Origin of the sequence: Streptomyces sp. NPDC057002, from assembly GCF_042673825.1 — a bacterium.
Taxonomy (GTDB): domain Bacteria; phylum Actinomycetota; class Actinomycetes; order Streptomycetales; family Streptomycetaceae; genus Streptomyces.
Map to the genome: position 1 here is coordinate 396,498 of NZ_JBHURZ010000007.1, position 18,714 is coordinate 415,211.

The following is an 18,714-nucleotide window of genomic DNA, read 5'->3' on the forward strand; positions in this document are numbered from 1 at the left end:
GTATGGGGCGCGCCGGTGTGGTCAGGGTGCCGATTTTCTGGTGCCGCCGGTGTCCAGCGCCTCGGCCGGGGCGTTCACCGGGCGCGGTGTGCCCGTGAGATCGAGGACGAACAGGGGGACGGCCAGGGCGTCGGCGCGGGCCCGGGCGTCGTCCGCGTAGCCGGTGAGGGAGAAGTAGAGGCAGTCGGCGGACTCCGTCATGGCCGTCAGCCACAGGCACTCCACGTCCCGCAGCGTCGCGGGGCGCACGGCCGGGTCGACCTGTGCGAGGACGCCGCGGGCGGCGAGGCCGATGCCGGACGGGGGGCGCTGGTCCGCCCTGCGTACGTCCGGGTAGCCGAGCCAGCGCAGATACAGCGCGGCGGCCGTGACGGCGTCGCGCGCGGTTTGGATGGTGACGGACCGGAAGGGAGGCCTAGCGGCAGGGGCAGCGGCGGCGGCGCCCGCGATGGCGGTGGCGGCCGCGGCGTCGCGTGTGTCCGGCGTGGACCGCTGCCGGGCGGCATCCGCATCCTGGTCCGTCCCGTCGTCCGGGCCGGCCGGCCCCCGCCCCTCCGCCACCGGCACCCGCAGTACCGTCCCGCACGCGCACCCCAGCTCCGGGCGCGGCCACTCCCCGCTCCGGCCGCAGGACGCGCAGCGCACCGTCACCCAGTCGTCCTGCCAGACGCGATGCGAGACGGGCGTCGCCGCGCTGTGCCGGTCCAGGGGCGGGCCGACCGGCGCGCCGCACACGCAGGGGTACACCGGCGCCGTGTAGCGGTGCTCGCGGTGGCAGGCCGGGCAGCGCACCGGGACGGTCTCGGCCATGTCCACTCCAGAACCGCGTCGCGTCGGGACAGCGGATCCATCGTGCTCCTCCGGGCCCTTGCCTGTCCGCCCCTTGCCATCTCTTGACGGCCTTCGTCCACCCCACTTACATTAATTCCAGATCGTAGAAGAAGTTTTCCATGATACGGAAGAGCTCACCGCGGGGCGCGACGGGAGTGCGAATCCGACAGCCGAAGCAGGAGTACTCGATGGCTCGAATGACCGCTGCCCGAGCGGCAGTTGAGATCCTCAAGCGCGAGGGCGTGACCGACGCGTTCGGTGTCCCGGGCGCGGCGATCAACCCCTTCTACGCGGCGCTCAAGGCCTCCGGCGGCATCGCCCACACCCTCGCCCGGCACGTCGAGGGCGCCTCGCACATGGCCGAGGGCTACACCCGCACCCAGCCGGGCAACATCGGCGTCTGTATCGGCACCTCCGGCCCGGCCGGCACCGACATGATCACGGGCCTGTACTCCGCGACCGGCGACTCCATCCCGATCCTGTGCATCACCGGCCAGGCCCCGACCGCCGTGATCCACAAGGAGGACTTCCAGGCCGTCGACATCGCCTCGATCGCCAAGCCGGTCACGAAAATGGCCGTGACCGTCCTGGAGGCGGCCCAGGTCCCCGGCGTCTTCCAGCAGGCCTTCCATCTGATGCGCTCCAGCCGCCCGGGCCCGGTCCTCATCGACCTGCCGATCGACGTCCAGCTCACGGAGATCGAGTTCGACCCGGAGACGTACGAGCCGCTCCCGGTCTACAAGCCGGCCGCGACCCGGGCCCAGATCGAGAAGGCGATCACGCTCCTCAACGAGTCCGAGCGGCCGCTGATCGTGGCCGGCGGCGGTGTCATCAACGCCGATGCCGCGGAACTGCTCGTGGAATTCGCCGAGTTGACCGGCACCCCGGTCGTGCCGACCCTGATGGGCTGGGGCCTCCTCCCCGACGACCACGAGCTGAACGCCGGCATGGTCGGCCTCCAGACCTCGCACCGCTACGGCAACGCGACCTTCCTGGAGTCCGACTTCGTCCTCGGCATCGGCAACCGCTGGGCCAACCGCCACACCGGCAAGCTCGACGTCTACACGGCCGGGCGGAAGTTCGTCCACGTCGACATCGAGCCCACCCAGATCGGCAAGATCTTCGCCCCGGACTACGGCATCGCCTCCGACGCCAAGGCCGCGCTGGAGCTGTTCGTCGAGGTGGCTCGGGAGCTGAAGACGGCGGGCAGGCTGCCCGACCGCACGGAGTGGGCCGCCGCCGCGCAGGAGCGGAAGGCCACGCTCCAGCGCCGTACGCACTTCGACGACATCCCGATCAAGCCCCAGCGCGTCTACGAGGAGATGAACAAGGCCTTCGGCCCGGAGACCCGCTATGTCTCCACCATCGGCCTCTCGCAGATCGCGGGCGCCCAGATGCTGCACGTCTACCGGCCCCGCCACTGGATCAACTGCGGCCAGGCAGGCCCGCTCGGCTGGACCGTCCCGGCCGCGCTCGGCGTCGCCAAGGCCGACCCGGAGGCGTCCGTCGTGGCGCTCTCCGGCGACTACGACTTCCAGTTCATGCTCGAGGAACTGGCCGTCGGCGCGCAGCACAAGATCCCGTACGTCCATGTCCTCGTCAACAACTCCTACCTGGGCCTGATCCGCCAGGCGCAGCGGGCGTTCGACATCGACTTCCAGGTCAACCTGGAGTTTGAGAACATCAACGCCCCGGAGCTCGGCGTCTACGGCGTCGACCACGTCAGGGTCGCCGAGGGCCTCGGCTGCAAGGCGATCCGCGTCACCGACCCCGCCGAGCTGGGCGCCGCCTTCGAGCAGGCCAAGAAGCTCGCCGCGGAGCACCGGGTCCCGGTCGTCGTCGAGGCGATCCTGGAGCGGGTCACCAACATCTCCATGTCGACCACCAACGACATCGGCAACGTCGTGGAGTTCGAGGAGCTCGCCACCGAGCCCGGGCACGCGCCGACGTCGATCAAGACGCTGAAGGTCTGACGCGCGGGAGAACGTACGAGCAGAGGGGCGGCCCGTCCATTCGGACGGGCCGCCCCTTGTACGTTCCGGTCAGCTTCCACCGCCTCCACATCCGCCCCCGCCGCCACCCCCACCGCAGTAGTGGTAGCCCCCGCCACCGCCGCCCCTGCCGCGCGGTGAGTTCTTGAGGAGGCTCTTGCCGCCCACCTCGGCCCGGCGGACCAGCCCCGCCCGCAGGGCGAAGCGCGGCACCAGCAGGTGGAGGGCCGGCTCGCCGTGCAGCGCGACGGCCAGCAGCCTCTCGTCGTCGGTGAGGCCGCGCCTGCTCGCGGGCAGCGGGTGGCTCTGCCGCAGCTCCCGCACCTGGCGGCGGGCGGCGCGCGTCGGGCCGAGCAGCGGGTAGCGCAGCAGGCCCGCACCCGCGAGGGGGATGCGCATCAGCGCCACCGCGATCCGGATGTCCGGGTCCTTCACCAGTGTCCGGAGCCCGGCGGGCTCGCGCAGGGACGTGTGCACCGCCTGCGCCAGGGGGGACGGCGGCCGCTCCACGGGCACGACGTCCGCGATGCCCTTCCGTATCGTCCCGGGCCGGTCGGCCTCCACCAGCCCTCGCAGGTACAGGTCCACCACGGCGACGGTGACGGCGGCCCGCGGGCCTTCCCCCAGCAGTGCGATCTCGTGCGGCTCCAGCCGGACCGCCGTACCGTCGCTCATGGCTTCACCCCCGTGACGGGGTCCGCCGCCCCCGTGCCGACGGGCCCCCGTGTGACGAGAATGTGCCCGGCCCCGGGGGCTGTTGAAGCCCCCGGGGCCGGGTTCAGAGGTTCCTTTGAGGGTTCCGTACGGAGCCTACGACCGGTGCCGTAGGCGTGTTCAGGCGTCGTGGTGCTCCGAGAGCCCCGGCCAGTCGTCCGGGCCGCCGCCCTGCCATTCGACGAGGTCGTTCTCCGCGACATCGGTGACGTACAGGTCGGCCAGCCGCAGGATCTCGGCGACGTCGTCGGCGTGGGTGGCGACGCCCAGGGGTTCCTCGCCCAGGGTGACCCGGCGGGATCCGTCCAGGGCGGGGGAGTGGACCACGACATGCGGATGCTCGGTGGGATGTGCCATGCCTTCAGGCTCCTGCGGACGCAGCTGTTCCGCACCCTGAAGGGGCTGGCCGCCCGACGGCGCGAGGCTGGGCGCGACAGGACATTCGCGCCGCCGGACGGGGTCTGTGAGGGGAGGGAGGAGAGAGGTGCACAGAGAGGTGCTGGGACCGCGGCGGTGCGACGGGGCCCGGAACGGTCTTCCCTCGGGTCGAGAAGCCCGCTCCCGGTCCTTCACCACCGCACTGGCTCGCAGCCGCCGCGGTCCACACCCTGCCCGCGTCCGTGCCCGGGGCGACCACCCCTCATCCGGGTCGCCCCGCGCGGTCGGACGCGGTCAGGGAGTTCAGTCCTCGCGCAGAGCGCGGACCGCCTCCTCCACGCGCCGCCCGTACTCGGGGTCGGCGGCGTGGAAGTGCGCGAGGTTCTTCTCGATCACGTCGTCGCGGGAGACCTGGGAGAGGCCGCCGGCGATGTTCGCGATCAGCCGGGACTTCTCCTCGGCGGACATCAGCCGGTACAGCTCGCCGGCCTGGAAGAAGTCGTCGTCCTTGGTGTGCTGGGGCGCCGCGTGGGTGCCCGTGTGGCCGCCGACCGCCAGCGGGGCCGACAGCGGGCGGCCGGTCTCGGCCGGGCCGTCGTAAGAGTTCGGCTCGTAGTTCTTCGCTCCGCGGCCCTGGGCGTTGGCCGCCATGAGGCCGTCACGGCCGTAGTTCCGCGCGGTCGTCGCCTTCGGGGCGTTCACGGCCAGCAGGGTGTGGTTGACGCCCAGGCGGTAGCGGTGGGCGTCCGCGTAGGCGAACAGGCGGCCCTGGAGCATCTTGTCGGGGGAGGGGCCGATGCCCGGCACGAAGTTGTTCGGGGAGAACGCGGCCTGCTCGACCTCGGCGAAGACGTTGTCCGGGTTGCGGTCCAGCACCAGCCGGCCCACCCGCCGCAGCGGGTAGTCCTGGTGCGGCCAGACCTTGGTCACGTCGAACGGGTTGAAGCGGTAGCCGTCCGCCTCGGCCGCCGGCATGAGCTGGACGTAGAGGGTCCAGGACGGGCGCACGCCCCGCTCGATGGCCTGGAGCAGGTCCGTCTGGTGGGAGTTCGCGTCCCTGCCGACGGTCTCCGCGGCCTGCTCGGCGCTGAGGGAGCGGATGCCCTGGTTGGTCTTGAAGTGGTACTTGACGAAGAAGGCCTCGCCCGCGCTGTTCGTCCACTGGTAGGTGTGCGAGCCGTAGCCGTTCATGTGCCGGTACGAGGCCGGGATGCCGCGGTCGCCCATCAGCCAGGTCACCTGGTGCGTCGCCTCGGGGGAGTGCGCCCAGAAGTCCCAGACGTTGTCCGGCTCCTGACGGCCCGTGAACGGGTCGCGCTTCTGCGAGTGGATGAAGTCCGGGAACTTGATCGGGTCCTTGATGAAGAACACCGGGGTGTTGTTCCCGACGAGGTCGTAATTGCCTTCCTCCGTATAGAACTTGACCGCAAAGCCCCGCGGGTCGCGCACCGCGTCCGCGCCGCCGAGCGAGTCGGCCACGGTGGAGAAGCGCACGAACACCTCGGTGCGCCGGCCGACGGTGCTCAGGAAGTCGGCGTACGTGAACTCCGTGACGTCGTCGGTCACTTCGAAGTGGCCGTAGGCGCCCGAGCCGCGGGCGTGCACCACGCGCTCCGGGATGCGCTCGCGGTTGAAGCGCGCCAGCTTCTCCAGCAGGTGCTGGTCCTGGAGCAGGAGAGGGCCGCCGGTGCCGGCGGTGGCGGAGTTCTGGTTGTCGGCGACGGGGGCGCCGGACTCGGTGGTGAGCACGCGCTGCGACATCGTGACCTTCCGATACGAGAGGGCAGCGGAAAAGTGTTTCCGCTTCGTGGAGCCTAGGGTCGGGGCGAAGTGGGCGTCAACAGTTTGTTGAAGTGGTGGGTAAGGCTGAGCCGGGCGGCGCCGCCCCTTTGGGCGCGACAGGACAGATGTCAGCGGCGGCACCGCCCGGGGTCTGGGGACCCCCGGGGCTACGAGGGCCGGGAGGGGGTCAGAGCTGTGCGCCGGACAGGCGCTCCACGGCCCGCAGCAGCGCCGAGTGGTCCAGGCCGCCGTCGCCCTGCGCGCGCAGGCTCGCGACCAGCTGGGCGACCACGGCGCCGACGGGCAGGGCCGCGCCGACGGTGCGGGCGGCGTCCGTGACGATGCCCATGTCCTTGTGGTGCAGGTCGATACGGAAGCCCGGCTTGAAGTCCCGGCCGAGGAAGTTGTCCTTCTTGCGGGTCAGCACGGTCGAGCCGGCGAGCCCGCCGTTCAGGACGTCCAGGGCCGCCTTGAGGTCCACGCCGGACTTCTCCAGGAAGACCACGGCCTCGGCGCACGCCTGGATGTTCACGGCGACGATCAGCTGGTTGGCGGCCTTCACGGTCTGGCCGGAGCCGTGCGGGCCGCACAGCACGATGGTCTTGCCGAGCGCCTCGAGGATCGGCTTCGCGGTGTCGAAGTCGGTCTGGTCGCCGCCGACCATGATGGACAGCACGGCCTCGATGGCGCCGGCCTCGCCGCCGGACACCGGGGCGTCCAGGACGCGGATGCCCTTGTCCTTCGCTGCCTTCGCCAGGTCGATCGAGGTCTGCGGCGTGATCGAGGACATGTCGATCAGCAGGGCGCCGGACTTCGCGTTCTCCAGGATGCCGTCGGGGCCGTAGGAGATGGCCTCGACCTGCGGGGAGGCCGGGACCATCGTGATGACGACGTCGGCATCCTTCACGGCCTCGGCGATGGAGGGGGCGGCGGTGCCGCCCGCCGCCGCGAGACGGTCCAGCTTGTCCTGCTCCAGGGTGAAGCCGGTGACCTGGTAACCCGCCTTGATCAGGTTCTCGGACATCGGGGAGCCCATGATGCCGAGCCCGATCCAGGCGATCTTGGGGAGATTGGTGCTCATGATGGGGTGCCTTTCGGTGCGGGGGTCAGCGGGGCAGCCAGCCGAAGGCCTCGGCGCTCGGGCGGTCGCCCGGCTTGTACTCGAGGCCGACCCAGCCGTCGTAGCCCGCCTTCCGCAGCTGGTCGAGGAGGTCTTCGAGGGGCAGTGAGCCCGTCCCGGGGGCGCCGCGGCCGGGGTTGTCGGCGATCTGGACGTGACCGGTCTTCGCGGCGTACCGCTCGATCACCGACGGGAGGTCCTCGCCGTTCATGGACAGGTGGTAGAGGTCCATGAGGAACCGCGCGTTGCCCAGGCCGGTCGCCTCGTTGACCTTGTCGACCACGTCCACGGCCGCCGGGGCGGAGACCAGCGGGCAGAGCGGTGACTCGGGCTGGTTCAGCGCCTCGATCAGCAGGATCGCGCCGATCCGGTCCGCGGCGCGGGCCGCCAGGGTCAGGTTCTCCAGCGCGAGCGCGTCCTGCTCGGCCGGGTCCACGCCCTCGACGCGGTTGCCGTACAGGGCGTTGAGGGCCGTGCAGCCCAGGGAGGCGGCGAAGTCGGCGGCCACGTCGATGTTGGCGCGGAACCGCTCCGACTCCTCGCCCGGGATCGACAGGGCGCCGCGGTCCGGGCCCGGGAGCTGCCCGGCGTAGAAGTTCAGGCCGGTGAGCCGGACGCCCGCGTCCTCGATCGCCCGCTTCAGGGCGTCGAGCTCGGACCGCTCCGGGACGGGCGAATCGACCCAGGGCCACCACAGCTCGATGGCGGTGAAGCCGGCCGCGGCGGCGGCAGCGGGGCGCTCCAGGAGGGGGAGCTCCGTGAAGAGGATCGACAGGTTGACGTTGAAGCGCTGGTCTGCGAATCCCATGGGGCTCGGCGCTCCCTTCCCTAGTGGCTGGATATTCCGTATTGTGGAAGTCGAATTCTGCTTAATGGAAGATTGCCTGGGGCGGGGAGAGCTGTCAAGAGTGGACGCGCAAAAGTGCCCCCGCGCGGATGCGCGGGGGCAGGCTGCGGGGGCTGATCAGAGTGCGTCGACGGCGCTCACCTTCCAGCCGTCCGCGGTGTGGTTCATCGTCATACGCACCCGGTTCAGATCCAGGCGCGAGCCCGACACCTGGGTGCTCGCCGTGACCTGGTTCACGAAGAGCAGCACCCTGACCTTGTCGGGCGAGGCCGACACGACGGAGGCCGTGGCGACGGTCGCCCTGACCACCGCGTGGTACTTCTTCGCGGCCGGTCCGACCACGCCGGCCGTGGTCTTCCGGTACTGGCCACTGAACTTTCCGGTCAGCAGGCCGCGGGCCCGGCCGAAGTCGCGGTCCAGACTCCGGTAGTCGTACGACAGCACGACCGGGGCCGCCTTCCGCGCGGCCGCGAGCGCTTCGCCCCTGGCCTCCTGGGCCTGCCGGCCCTCCTGGTACTGCCATCCCAGTACGCCGAGCGCGACCAGCCCCGCCACCAGCAGGACACCCAGCAGCGCCACGAGCGGCCGGGGTGGCCGTCGTACGGCCGGGCTCTGCTCCTCGTCGTCCAGGTCCGGTTCGACCGAAGGCTCGGGCGGGTCCTCCCAACCGTCCTTGGGGGCCTCGACGAGCACCGTGCGCCCGGAGGGCCGTTCCTCGGTGCGCTCGGCGGCCGCGTCGACGGAGCCGGTGGCGCGCTCCGCGCGCTTGGCCGCCGCGCGGGCGGCCGCGGTCAGGGCCCGGCGGCCGGTGGGGCCGGCGGTGCGGGTCCGGGTGGTCGGGTTCGTCATGGTCGTACTCCTCACTGGCGGTGCGTGTCAGCCGACGAACTCGACGTCCGAGGTCAGCCAGCGGCCGCCGCGGTGCACCAGGTCGAGCTGCAGCCGGTAGGTGCGCGCCTCGCCCTTGGGCACGGCGGTGTTGGTCACCTCGCTGTCGGCGACCACCAGGACGCGGGCCGAGCGCTCGTCGGAACGGACGATGCCCGCCTCCAGGACCTGCCCCTCGGAGACCGACTTGTTCCGGCCGACCAGTTCGGTCAGCTGCTCGGTCTGCGCGGCGAACTGCTTCTTGAAGTCGCCGGTGGCACCTTCGAGCACGTTGGCGCTGTCCCGGCCGTAGTGCCGGTAGTCGAGCGAGGTGAAGTTGAGCGCCGACCGGCGGGCGGCGGCGAGGATTTCCTGGCGCCGCTGCTCCGCCTCGCGCTGCCCGGCGAGCGCGAAACCCAGCCAGATCGCCGACGCGGTGGTGAGGACGGTCGCCACGACGAGTGCCGCCGCCACCGCCCGGGAGTGCCTCATGCCAGAGGTCCGACGAGCAGCCATTGCCACGACTCCTTTCCGAACACGGCCTGCTGGCCGCCCGTCGAGCCGATCTCGACGTTCCTTCCGTCCGGGCCGGTGGTCGTGCCGGTCTCCGGGTCGTACGGCGTGACGTACGCCGACTGGTTCGCGCCACCGGACGTGGCTGGTGCCCCCGGGGCGTTCTGCGCTCCCCGCACCGACGACTGACTGCCGCGCGGGAGCGTGCAGCGTGCGTCGGTGTCGGCCGCGCGCCTGCTGGTGTCGGCGGGGTCGCGGCGTGCGGTGCCGTACCCCTGGGTGCAGGCGGGCGGGTCGTCGGCGTTCACCACCAGGCCGAAGTGGGTGGTGCCGTCGCCGGGGACGACCGTGTGGCTGCCCGCGACCATCACCGGGAACGTGACCAGGGTCTGCTCCACGCCGGGCAGCCGGGCCAGAGTGACCTGGCCGCCGCTGATCAGGTTGGCGAGCAGGACCGACAGCCGCGGCGAGAGGCCCTTCAGCAGCGAGTTGACCTCCTGGGCGGCCGGAGTGGCGTTGCCGATCACCTTGCGGAGGTCACCGTCGCTCGCCTTCAGCTGTGCGGTGAGTGCCGCCAGATCGTGCGCGAACGACTTGATGGACGAGCCATGGTCGGCCTGCGTCTTGAGGACCTTGCGGGAGTCCTCGATCAGGCCGATCGTCTCGGGCAGTGCGCCGGACGCCGACTCCACGAGCGCGTTGCCCGAGTCCACCAGACGGCTCAGATGCGGGCCGGTACCGGCGAAGGCCTCGCCCAACTCGTCGACGGTGACCCGCAGATCGCCCTTGTCGACGGAGTTCACCAGCCGGTCCAGGCTGAGGACGAGATCCGTCGTGGGCAGGGGCACGCGCGTGTGCTCGCGCGGGATGGCGCCGCCGTCCAGGAGGTACGGGCCGCGGGTGGTGCGGGGCTGCAGGTCGACGTACTGCTCGCCGATCGCGGAACGGTTCCCCACCACCGCGAGGGTGTCGGTGGGGATGCGCGGCGCCCCGTCGTCGATGTCGAGGGCGACCGAGACGCCCCCGGAGCCGGTGAGCCGCAGGGTGCCGACCCGGCCCACCGGCACCCCGCGGTAGGTGACCTCGGCGCCGGGGAAGATGCCCCCGGAGCCTGCGAAGTCGGCCCGCACGGTGTAGCCGCGGTCCAGGACCTCGTCCACCAGGCCGGTGTACTCGGCGCCGACGTACGACACCCCGACGGCGGTGACGGTGGCGAACGCGATCAGCTGGGCCTTGACCGTACGGGTGATCACGGCTGCACCCCCTTCAGCATCAGCTCGGCGAGACCGAGGTCGATACCGTGCGGCCGGTCATCCTCGGTGGTGTGGCCGGCGGTGCACACCGGCGGGCACAGCAGGTCACCGCCGTCGGAGGGGGCCGAGGGCGCGCCGCTCGGGGTGCCCGGCAGCGCGGTGGGCGTGGGGATGTCCGGGACGTCCGGCACCTCGGGCACATCCGGCAGGTCGGGGGTATCGGGGATGCCCGGCTTCCCGGGCTTCCCGCCGCCGGAGTCGCCGGGCCGGTCCGTCAGGTTGCCGTAGAGGCCCGCGAAGTCGAGATCGGCGGTCAGATGGAGGTTGACGTAGTCCCCCTTGATGGCGTCCACGGCGTTGCGCGGGAACGGATAAGTGGTCAGCAGCTCAAGGGAGTCGGGCAGGTCGCTGCCCGCCTTGTTGAGCTGCCGGAGGATCGGCCGTAGTTGTTCGAGGTTCGCGACCGTGTCGTCGTGCGAGGCGTTGACCACCTTCGTGCCCGTCCTGCCCAGCCTGGACAGGGCGGTGAGCATCCGCGTCAGATCGCGGCGCTGGTCGGCCAGGACCTTCAGGGCGGGCGGCGTCTCGTCGACGGCCTCGGCGATGGTCTTCTTCTCCTTGCCGAGCCGCTCGGCGAGCCGGTCGACGGCCTTGAGGGCGCGGACGATGTCCGCGCGCTGGTCGTCCAGGCCGCCGAGGAAGGTGTTCAGCTCCTTCAGCAGGGACCTGACCCGGTTCTCCCGGCCCTTCAGAGCCTTGTTCAGCTCCACGGTGATCGTCTTGAGATGGGCCACTCCGCCGCCGTTGAGGAGTGCGGACAGCGCGGACAGCACCTCCTCGATCTCCGGGTTGCGGCCGCTGCGGGACAGCGGGACGAGACCGCCGTCGCCGAGCCGGCCCACGGGGGCGATGCCGGGCGGGGCGGACAGGGAGACGTACTTCTCGCCGAGCATGCTGGTCTGCCGCAGTTCCGCGACGGCGTTGGCGGGCAGTTTCACCGAGTCGGCGACGCGCAGCCGCACGCGCGCGTGCCAGCCGTCCAGCTCGACCTTCTCGACCGCGCCGACGGTGACGTCGTTGACCTTCACGGCCGACTGCGGCACCAGATCGAGGACGTCACGGAACTCGACGGTGACGTGATAGGCGTGGCCGTCCGCGGCGGCTCCGCCGGGCAGCCGGACGTCGTACCAGCCGTTGAACTCGCAGCCGGACAGCAGCAGCGAGCCGACGGCGGCCCAGGCGAGCGCCCCGCCCTTGCGTGTCCGGCTCATGCGCTCGCCTCCAGGATGCCGCCGAGGGTCCGGTCGACCGTGCCGGTCACCGCGGTGCCCCGCGGCACTTCGGGCAGGGAGGCGAAGAGCTTCCTCAGCTCCGCGCAGTCGGGGCTCTTGCCGCCCTCGTCGCCCGTCGTCCGCAGCAGTGAGCACAGCATCGACGCCGGGTCCTGGGCCTGGTCGGCGTTGTTGCGGGTGTCGAGGGTGCCGGAGCCCGGGTTGTAGGCGTTGTTCAGGTTCGACATGCCCGTGGGCGCGACCTCCAGCAGCTCCTCCAGAGCGGCCCGTTGGGTGACGAGCACCTTGGTGACCTTGCTCAGGCCCTCAACGTTCGAGGTCAGGGACTTCTTGTTCCGCTGCACGAAGGCGGACACGTCGCCGAGCGCCGTCCCGAGACTCTTCAGCGCCGCCGCGAGGTCCTTCCGCTCACCCGCGAGCTGCTCGGCGACCTTGGCGAGGCTGGTGTTGAACGACCGCACGCTCTTGTCGTCGGCGGCCAGCGCCGCCGTGAACACCTGGAGGTTGCGCACCGTGCCGAACAGGTCCGTACGGCCGTCGGACAGGGTGGTCACCGCCTCCGACAGGTCCTCGACGGTCTGGTTGAGGTTCTTGCCCTGGCCATGGAGATTGTCCGCGCTCACCCCGAGCAGCCGGGACAGGGCGCCGTCCTTGCCGGCGCCGTCGGGGCCGAGCGCCTCGGCGGTGGTGTGCAGGCTGTCGAAGATCCGGTCCAGTTCGACCGGTACGGCCGTGCGCGACTCGGGGATGACGTCCCCGTCCCGCAGCGCCGGGCCTTCGCGGTACACCGGCAGCAGTTGCACATAACGGTCGCTGACCACCGAGGAGTTGATGATCGCGGCCTGTGCGTACGCCGGAACCCTGCGTCCGGAGTCGTACTCCAGCTCCACCCGCACCCGCTTCCCCTCCGGCGTGATCTTCTTGACCTCGCCGATGCGCACGCCGAGGACGCGGACGTCCGAGCCGGGGTAGACGCCGATCGTGCGCGGGAAGTACGCGGTGACGCGCACGGGTTCGGGTCGCGGCCACAGCGCACAGGTGAGGGCGGCGACGGCGGCCAGGGCGGTGAGCAGGGCCGCCCCCTTCTTCCACCGGTTGTTCACTGCGCACCTCCCGTCCGCGGCACCACCGGAGCGGCGACGAGGTTCTGCACGTAGGAGTCGAACCAGCGGCCGTTGCCGAGGGTGTTGGTGAAGAGCCGGACGTACGGAGCGAGCAGCTTCACGCTGCGGTCCAGGCTGGACTGGTTGCGTTCGAGCATCTCCACCACACGGTTCAGGCCCTTGAGGGCGGGCCCGATCTCCTTCTCGTTGTCCTCGACCAGGCCGGAGAGTTCGACGCCGAGCGCGGCCGAACTCTTCAGCAGGTTGTGAATGGCCGTACGGCGCTTGCTGATCTCCTTGAACAGCTTGTCGCCGTCCTTCACCAGGGCGGTGAAGTCCTCGGAGCGCTCGGCCAGGACACCGGTGACGCCGTTCGCGTGGTCCAGCAGCTCTTTGAGCGCCTTGTCGCGCGAGGCCACCGTCCGGGAGATCTTCGACAGGCCCTTGATGGACGCCCGGACCTCGGAGGGCGAGTCCTCGAAGGTGCCGGAGATGGTGTCCAGCGCCTTCGCCAGCCGGTCGGTGTCGACCTTCTCGGTGGTGGTGGTGAGGTCGCTGAACGCCTGCACGACGTCGTACGCCGGCACCGTGCGCTTCAGCGGGATCTCGCTGCCCGCCTGCAACTGGCCCGGCCCCTTGGGGTGCAGCGCGAGGTACTTCGCGCCGAGGATCGTCTTGACCCGGATCGACGCGCCGGTCTCGGAGCCGAACCGCGGCTCGCCCTTGATCTTGAAGGTGGCCTTGACGTGGTCGCCGTCCAGGTCGACCTCCTCGACCTTGCCGACCTTCACGCCGGCGATCCGCACCTCGTCGCCGGGCTTGAGACCGCCGGCCTCCGAGAAGGCGGCGCTGTACGTCTCGCCGTCGCCGATCACCGGCAGGCGGTCGGCGTTGAACGCGGCCACCGCCAGCAGCGCGAGCACGGTGAGGCCGATCGCGCCGATGACGACGGCGTTGCGCTCACGGAACGGGATCATTCGCGGGCGACGGAGCCGGAGGCGGGGGAGCCGGATCCGGGGCGGCTCGATACGCACCTTGATCAGCGGCTGCGGGCGGCGCGGGCGGGGCTTCCGGCGTGGCAGGGGCCCGATCCTCGGCAGCCTCGGCGGTTCGATACGCACCTTGATCAGCGGCTGCGGGCGGTGCTTACGGCTCATGACCCGCACCTCGCCCTCGCCACATGCAGCTCGGGGGAGAGCACCTGCTTCGTCTTCGGCAGCACGATCCGGCCGTCGAAGTCGCACAGGTAGAAGTTGAACCAGGAGCCGTAGGACGCCGTCCCGGTCAGCTCGTCGAGCTTGTTCGGCAGCCGCTTCAGGACGCCCTCCACGGTCTTCTCGTTGTCGTTCAGCGTTCCGGTGAGATCGGTCAGCTCGGCGATGTCGTCCTTCAGCGGCGGCCGGGCGTCCTTCAGCAGCCCCGATGTGGCCTTCGTCAGGCCGCCGATGTTCACCAGCGACTGCCCGATCGGCTTGCGGTCGGCGGACAGCCCCGAGATCACCCGGCGCAGCTGCTTGAGCAGCCCGGAGAAACGGCCACCGCGCTTGTCCAGCTGGGCCAGCACGGTGTTGAGGTTGTCGATCACCGAGCCGATCAGCTTGTCCCGCCCGGCCAGCGTCGTGGTGAGTGAAGCGGTGTGCACGAGGAGGCTGTTGACGGTGCCGCCCTCGCCCTGGAGCGTCTTGATGATCTCGGTGGCGAGCTGGTTGACGTCCTGCGGGCTCAGCGCGGCGAACAGCGGCTTGAAGCCGTTCAGCAGCGCGTTGAGGTCCAGCGCCGGCTGGGTGCGGGACAGCGGGATCGTCGCGCCGGGCCGCAGCGGGGTGCCGTCGCCCGTGCCCTCGGTCAGCGCGACGTACCGCTGCCCGACCAGGTTGCGGTAGCGGATGACCGCGCCCGTGCCGGACAGCAGCGGCCGGGCCCTGCTCACCGTGAAGGTGACCTCGGCCAGCGTCCGGTCCTTGATCCGGACCCCCTCGACCTCGCCGACCCGCACCCCGGCCACGCGGATGTCGTCGCCCTCCTCCAGGCCGGTGACATCGCTGAACACCGCGCGGTAGGTGTCCTTCGGGGTGAAGGAGATGTTCACGATGGTGGCGGCGAGCAGGGCCGTCGCCAGGATCGTGACCAGCGCGAAGAGGCTGAACTTGAGGAGGGGAGCGGCGGTCTGGCGGGCGCCCTGGGCCTTCGTACGGCTCATGCGACGCTCACCGCCGTCCCGCGCGCCATCGGCCCGAACAGCAGCGTCGCGACCGGTGGCACCTCGTCGGCGGGCACGCCGAGCACGGGCGCCACGAGCGAGCCGACGGCCCGCTGCTCGGCCCGCGTGGCGGAGACACCGAGCGGACCCGTGGACGAACCCGCCGAACCCGCTTTCCTGGAGCCGTCGTCCAGATGGGCGCCGGGCGCAGGCACCGGAGGATGCGGCAGATCACGGCAGTGGGGCCCCGACCGCTCGCCGTAGTGGGGCTCCTCGCCGGGCTCGTACGCCCCTCGCGGCCGTACGACCTCCAGCGTGATGTGCATCTTGCCGCCCCGGAACGCCTGCTCGGAGGCTTCCTCCTGGCGGACCAGGCCGGCCAGCAGGCACGGATACTCGGGGGAGTAGCGGGCGAACAGCTCCAGCGTCGGGCGGGAGACCCGGCCGAGGGTGATCAGCCGGTCCCCGTTGGTGTCGAGGAAGTCCTCCGTGGTGCCCGCGACGGTGGCCGTGGACTTCAGCGCCGCCGCCAACCGGTCCTCCTGTTCGACGATCGTGCGGCTGGTGGTGACGGAGTTGCGCAGGATGTCCATCAGGTCGGGCGCCGCGTCACCGTAGATCTCGGCGACCTCGGCGAAGCGGGCGATGTCCTCCGTGAGGGACGGCAGATGAGGGTTGAGGCGGCGCAGGTAGTCCTCCAGGCGCGTGAGGTTGTCGCCTATCCGGTCGCCGCGGCCTTCGAGGGCGGTGGCGAAGGCGGAGAGGGTGGCGTTGAGCTCGGCGGGCTGCACGGTGCGCAGCAGGGGCAGCAGATCGTTCATCAGCTGCTGGAGCTCGATGCCGACGCGGGTGCGGTCCTGGGAGATCACGTCCCCGGCGCGGATCGGGCGAGCCGAGGAGCGCGCCGGTGCGACCAGGTCGACGTACTTCTCGCCGAACAGCGTCTTCGGCAACAGCAGCGCGTGCACGTCGGAGGGGATGGATTCCACGTACTCCGGCTTGAGCGCGATGTCGAGCCGAGCCTTCCCGCCGTCCGCGTGCACGTCGCGCACCTCGCCGACCAGCAGCCCGCGCAGCTTGACGTCGGCCCGCGGATCGAGCTGGTTGCCCAGGCTGTCGGCCTCCAGCGTGATCCGCACGACCGGCGTGAACGCCTGCCGGTAGACGGCGACGGACAGCGCCAGCAGAGTTGTGAGCACGGCGAGGAACACCACGCCGTACAACCGGAGTCTCAGCACCCTCATACGGTTCACCCCGCGATCCGAACGGTCGTGTTGGCGCCCCAGATCGCGAGCGACAGGAAGAAGTCCAGGACGTTGATCGCCACGATCGAGGTGCGTACCGCACGCCCCACCGCGACGCCGACGCCCGCCGGGCCGCCGCTCGCGTAGTAGCCGTAGAAGCAGTGCACCAGGATGATCAGGACGGCGAAGACGAGCACCTTGCCGAAGGACCACAGCACGTCGACCGGAGGCAGGTACTGCTGGAAGTAGTGGTCGTAGGTGCCCGCCGACTGGCCGTAATAGCCGGTGGTGATGGTGCGGGCGGCCAGGTAGGAGGAGAGCAGGCCGACCACGTACAGCGGGATCACGGCCACGAACCCGGCGATCATCCGGGTGGTCACCAGGAAGGGCAGCGAGGGCACGCCCATGACCTCGAGGGCGTCGGTCTCCTCGCTGATCCGCATCGCGCCGAGCTGGGCCGTGAACCCGGCGCCGACGGTCGCGGACAGCGCGAGGCCGGCCACCAGTGGGGCGATCTCCCGGGTGTTGAAGTAGGCCGAGAGGAACGCCACGAAGTTGGAGGTGCCCAGCTGGTTGAGCGCGGCGTAGCCCTGGAGGCCCACCTCCGTGCCGGTGAAGAACGACAGGAAGGCGATGATGCCGACCGTGCCGCCCAGGACGGCGAGGGCGCCGCGGCCGAAGCTCACCTCGGCGAGCAGCCGCAGGATCTCCTTCTTGTAGCGGCGCACGGTGCGGCCGGTCCACGCGAGCGAGCGGCCGTAGAAGGAGAGCTGGGTGCCCAGCGCCTCCAGGGAGCGCAGGGGTCTGTCGAGAAGTCTCATCGGCTAACCCCTCTGCGGGACGACCTGGAAGTACACCGCGGTCATCACGAAGTTCGTCACGAACAGCAACATGAAGGTGATCACCACCGACTGGTTCACGGCGTCGCCCACCCCCTTCGGGCCGCCCTTCGCGGTGAGTCCCTTGTAGGAGGCGACGATCGCGGCGATCGCCCCGAAGACGAGCGCCTTGATCTCGGCCGCCCACAGGTCGGAGAGCTGGGCGAGCGTGGTGAAGGAGGCGAGGTAGGCACCCGGAGTGCCGTTCTGCAGCACGACGTTGAAGAAGTAGCCGCCCGCCACGCCGACCACCGACACCAGACCGTTGAGCAGCACCGCGACCAGCATCGACGCGAGCACACGGGGGACGACCAGCCGGTGGATCGGGTCGATGCCGAGCACCTGCATCGCGTCGATCTCCTCGCGGATCTTCCGCGCCCCGAGATCCGCGCAGATCGCCGTGCCGCCGGCGCCCGCGATCAGCAGCGCGGTGACGATCGGCGAGGCCTCCCGCAGCACGGCGAGCACGGACGCGGCCCCGGAGAAGGACTGCGCGCCGAGCTGCCGGGTCAGGCTGCCGATCTGCAGGGCGATGACCGCGCCGAAGGGGATGGACACCAGGGCGGTCGGCATGATGGTGACGCTCGCGACGAACCATGCCTGCTGGATGAACTCCCGTGCCTGGAACGGCCGTCGGGGGATCGTCCGCACCACGTCCAGCGTCATCGCGAACAGCGCCCCGGAGTGCCGCAGCGCCCCGGTCGGTGACAGGCTCATACGTCCGCCACCGCCTTCCGGCGCCGCAGCTCCGCCTCCCGGCCCGCGATCGCGTCCCAGCGGGGTGGCCGCAGGATGCCCGGACCCGGCAGCAGGCGGGGAGTCAGAGCCTGACCGCCGGGAGTCCGTGCGCGCCCGCCGTCGTCGAGGGCGGCGAGCTCCTGCTCGACCTGCGCCGCGTCCTTCTCCTCCGCCATGCCGATCGGGCCCTGCATACGGCCGTTCAGGAATTGCCGTACGACGGGCTCGTCGCTGGTCAGCAGCTCCTCTCGGGGCCCGAACATCACCAGCTCGCGGCGGAACAGCAGCCCGATGTTGTCCGGCACCTGGCGGGCCGAGGCGATGTCGTGGGTGACGATCAGGAAGGTCGCGTCGATCTGCGCGTTGAGGTCGACGATGAGCTGGTTGAGGTAGGCCACGCGGACCGGGTCGAGACCGGAGTCCGGCTCGTCGAAGAGGATGACCTCCGGGTCGAGGACCAGGGCGCGGGCGAGACCGGCCCGTTTGCGCATGCCGCCCGAGATCTCGCCGGGCAGCTTCTCCTCGGCGCCGAGCAGCCCGACCATCTCCATCTTCTCCCGCACGACGCGCCGGATCTCGCTCTCGGACTTACGGGTGTGCTCGCGCAGCGGGAAGGCGATGTTGTCGTAGAGGTTCATGGAGCCGAACAGGGCGCCGTCCTGGAACAGCACGCCGAAGAGCTTGCGCACCTCGTACAGCTCGTGCTCCCGGAGCTTCGTGATGTCCCGGCCCTGGATCGTGATCGAGCCGCGCTCCGGTTTCAGCAGGCCCACGAGCGTCTTGAGGAAGACCGACTTGCCCGTGCCCGAGGGACCGAGCATGACCGACACCTCGCCGGCGGGCAGCGTCAGCGAGACGTCCCGCCAGATGACCTGGTGACCGAAGGACTTGGTCAGCCCTTCCACACAGATCTCGACACCCATCCGGTCCACCCTTCAGCCCGCGGAGCTGCTTCGACATCTG

General features: G+C 70.8%; 18 protein-coding genes. 1 reads left to right on the plus strand and 17 read right to left on the minus strand.

The features are described 5' to 3' along the window. Positions 1-21: 21 nt before the first annotated feature. Positions 22-810, minus strand: coding sequence for a hypothetical protein (locus tag ACFT32_RS32790; RefSeq protein ID WP_382496529.1), 789 nt, complete (start codon positions 808-810; stop codon positions 22-24). A gap of 209 nt (positions 811-1,019) precedes the next feature. Here ACFT32_RS32790 and gcl point away from each other — a divergent pair, with 209 nt between their 5' ends. Continuing rightward, a complete protein-coding gene (gcl, locus tag ACFT32_RS32795) occupies positions 1,020-2,804 on the plus strand; it encodes a glyoxylate carboligase (protein ID WP_382496531.1) in 1,785 nt (594 codons plus the stop codon). 69 nt (positions 2,805-2,873) lie between these two features. Here gcl and ACFT32_RS32800 read toward each other — a convergent pair whose 3' ends face one another. The 16 genes from ACFT32_RS32800 to ACFT32_RS32875 form a co-directional block, all read right to left on the minus strand. Further along, positions 2,874-3,497 carry a TIGR04222 domain-containing membrane protein gene (locus ACFT32_RS32800; RefSeq protein WP_382496533.1) on the minus strand — a complete coding sequence of 208 codons (624 nt, stop codon included), beginning with the start codon at positions 3,495-3,497 and terminating at the stop codon, positions 2,874-2,876. Positions 3,498-3,656: 159 nt separating this feature from the next. Next, the gene (locus ACFT32_RS32805; RefSeq protein ID WP_382496535.1) at positions 3,657-3,893 is read right to left on the minus strand and encodes a hypothetical protein; all 237 of its coding nucleotides are present in this window, start codon (positions 3,891-3,893) and stop codon (positions 3,657-3,659) included. A 324-nt stretch (positions 3,894-4,217) separates the two neighbouring features. Then, a complete protein-coding gene (locus ACFT32_RS32810; protein WP_382496536.1) occupies positions 4,218-5,675 on the minus strand; it encodes a catalase in 1,458 nt (485 codons plus the stop codon). Positions 5,676-5,883: 208 nt separating this feature from the next. Next, entirely contained in the window at positions 5,884-6,777 is an 894-nt protein-coding gene (locus ACFT32_RS32815) for a 2-hydroxy-3-oxopropionate reductase (RefSeq protein ID WP_382496538.1), read from the minus strand. A 25-nt stretch (positions 6,778-6,802) separates the two neighbouring features. Further along, a complete protein-coding gene (locus ACFT32_RS32820; protein WP_382496540.1) occupies positions 6,803-7,624 on the minus strand; it encodes a TIM barrel protein in 822 nt (273 codons plus the stop codon). A 156-nt stretch (positions 7,625-7,780) separates the two neighbouring features. Further along, entirely contained in the window at positions 7,781-8,512 is a 732-nt protein-coding gene (locus ACFT32_RS32825) for a hypothetical protein (protein ID WP_382496542.1), read from the minus strand. 27 nt (positions 8,513-8,539) lie between these two features. After that, positions 8,540-9,022, minus strand: coding sequence for a hypothetical protein (locus tag ACFT32_RS32830; RefSeq protein WP_382496544.1), 483 nt, complete (start codon positions 9,020-9,022; stop codon positions 8,540-8,542). Then, positions 9,019-10,296, minus strand: a complete 1,278-nt coding sequence (locus ACFT32_RS32835) for an MCE family protein (protein ID WP_382496546.1) — start codon at positions 10,294-10,296, stop codon at positions 9,019-9,021. The genes ACFT32_RS32830 and ACFT32_RS32835 overlap by 4 nt, the downstream gene beginning before the upstream one ends. Then, a complete protein-coding gene (locus tag ACFT32_RS32840) occupies positions 10,293-11,567 on the minus strand; it encodes an MCE family protein (protein WP_382496548.1) in 1,275 nt (424 codons plus the stop codon). Before ACFT32_RS32840 ends, ACFT32_RS32835 begins: the two co-directional genes overlap by 4 nt. Then, positions 11,564-12,691: an MCE family protein gene (locus ACFT32_RS32845; protein WP_382496550.1), complete on the minus strand. Its 1,128-nt coding sequence runs from the start codon at positions 12,689-12,691 to the stop codon at positions 11,564-11,566. The genes ACFT32_RS32840 and ACFT32_RS32845 overlap by 4 nt, the downstream gene beginning before the upstream one ends. After that, complete coding sequence (locus ACFT32_RS32850; protein ID WP_382496697.1) at positions 12,688-13,668, minus strand: MCE family protein; 981 nt, start codon at positions 13,666-13,668, stop codon at positions 12,688-12,690. The genes ACFT32_RS32845 and ACFT32_RS32850 overlap by 4 nt, the downstream gene beginning before the upstream one ends. 176 nt (positions 13,669-13,844) lie before the next feature. After that, positions 13,845-14,891, minus strand: coding sequence for an MCE family protein (locus tag ACFT32_RS32855; protein ID WP_382496552.1), 1,047 nt, complete (start codon positions 14,889-14,891; stop codon positions 13,845-13,847). Next, positions 14,888-16,135 (minus strand): MCE family protein, encoded by a 1,248-nt coding sequence (locus ACFT32_RS32860; protein ID WP_382496553.1) that lies wholly within the window; start codon positions 16,133-16,135, stop codon positions 14,888-14,890. The genes ACFT32_RS32855 and ACFT32_RS32860 overlap by 4 nt, the downstream gene beginning before the upstream one ends. A gap of 5 nt (positions 16,136-16,140) precedes the next feature. After that, positions 16,141-16,956: an MlaE family ABC transporter permease gene (locus tag ACFT32_RS32865; protein WP_382496555.1), complete on the minus strand. Its 816-nt coding sequence runs from the start codon at positions 16,954-16,956 to the stop codon at positions 16,141-16,143. Between the two features lie 3 nt (positions 16,957-16,959). Next, positions 16,960-17,730 (minus strand): MlaE family ABC transporter permease, encoded by a 771-nt coding sequence (locus ACFT32_RS32870; RefSeq protein WP_382496557.1) that lies wholly within the window; start codon positions 17,728-17,730, stop codon positions 16,960-16,962. Next, on the minus strand, positions 17,727-18,674 hold the full coding sequence (locus tag ACFT32_RS32875; protein ID WP_382496559.1) for an ABC transporter ATP-binding protein: 948 nt from the start codon (positions 18,672-18,674) through the stop codon (positions 17,727-17,729). Before ACFT32_RS32875 ends, ACFT32_RS32870 begins: the two co-directional genes overlap by 4 nt. Positions 18,675-18,714: the final 40 nt, after the last annotated feature.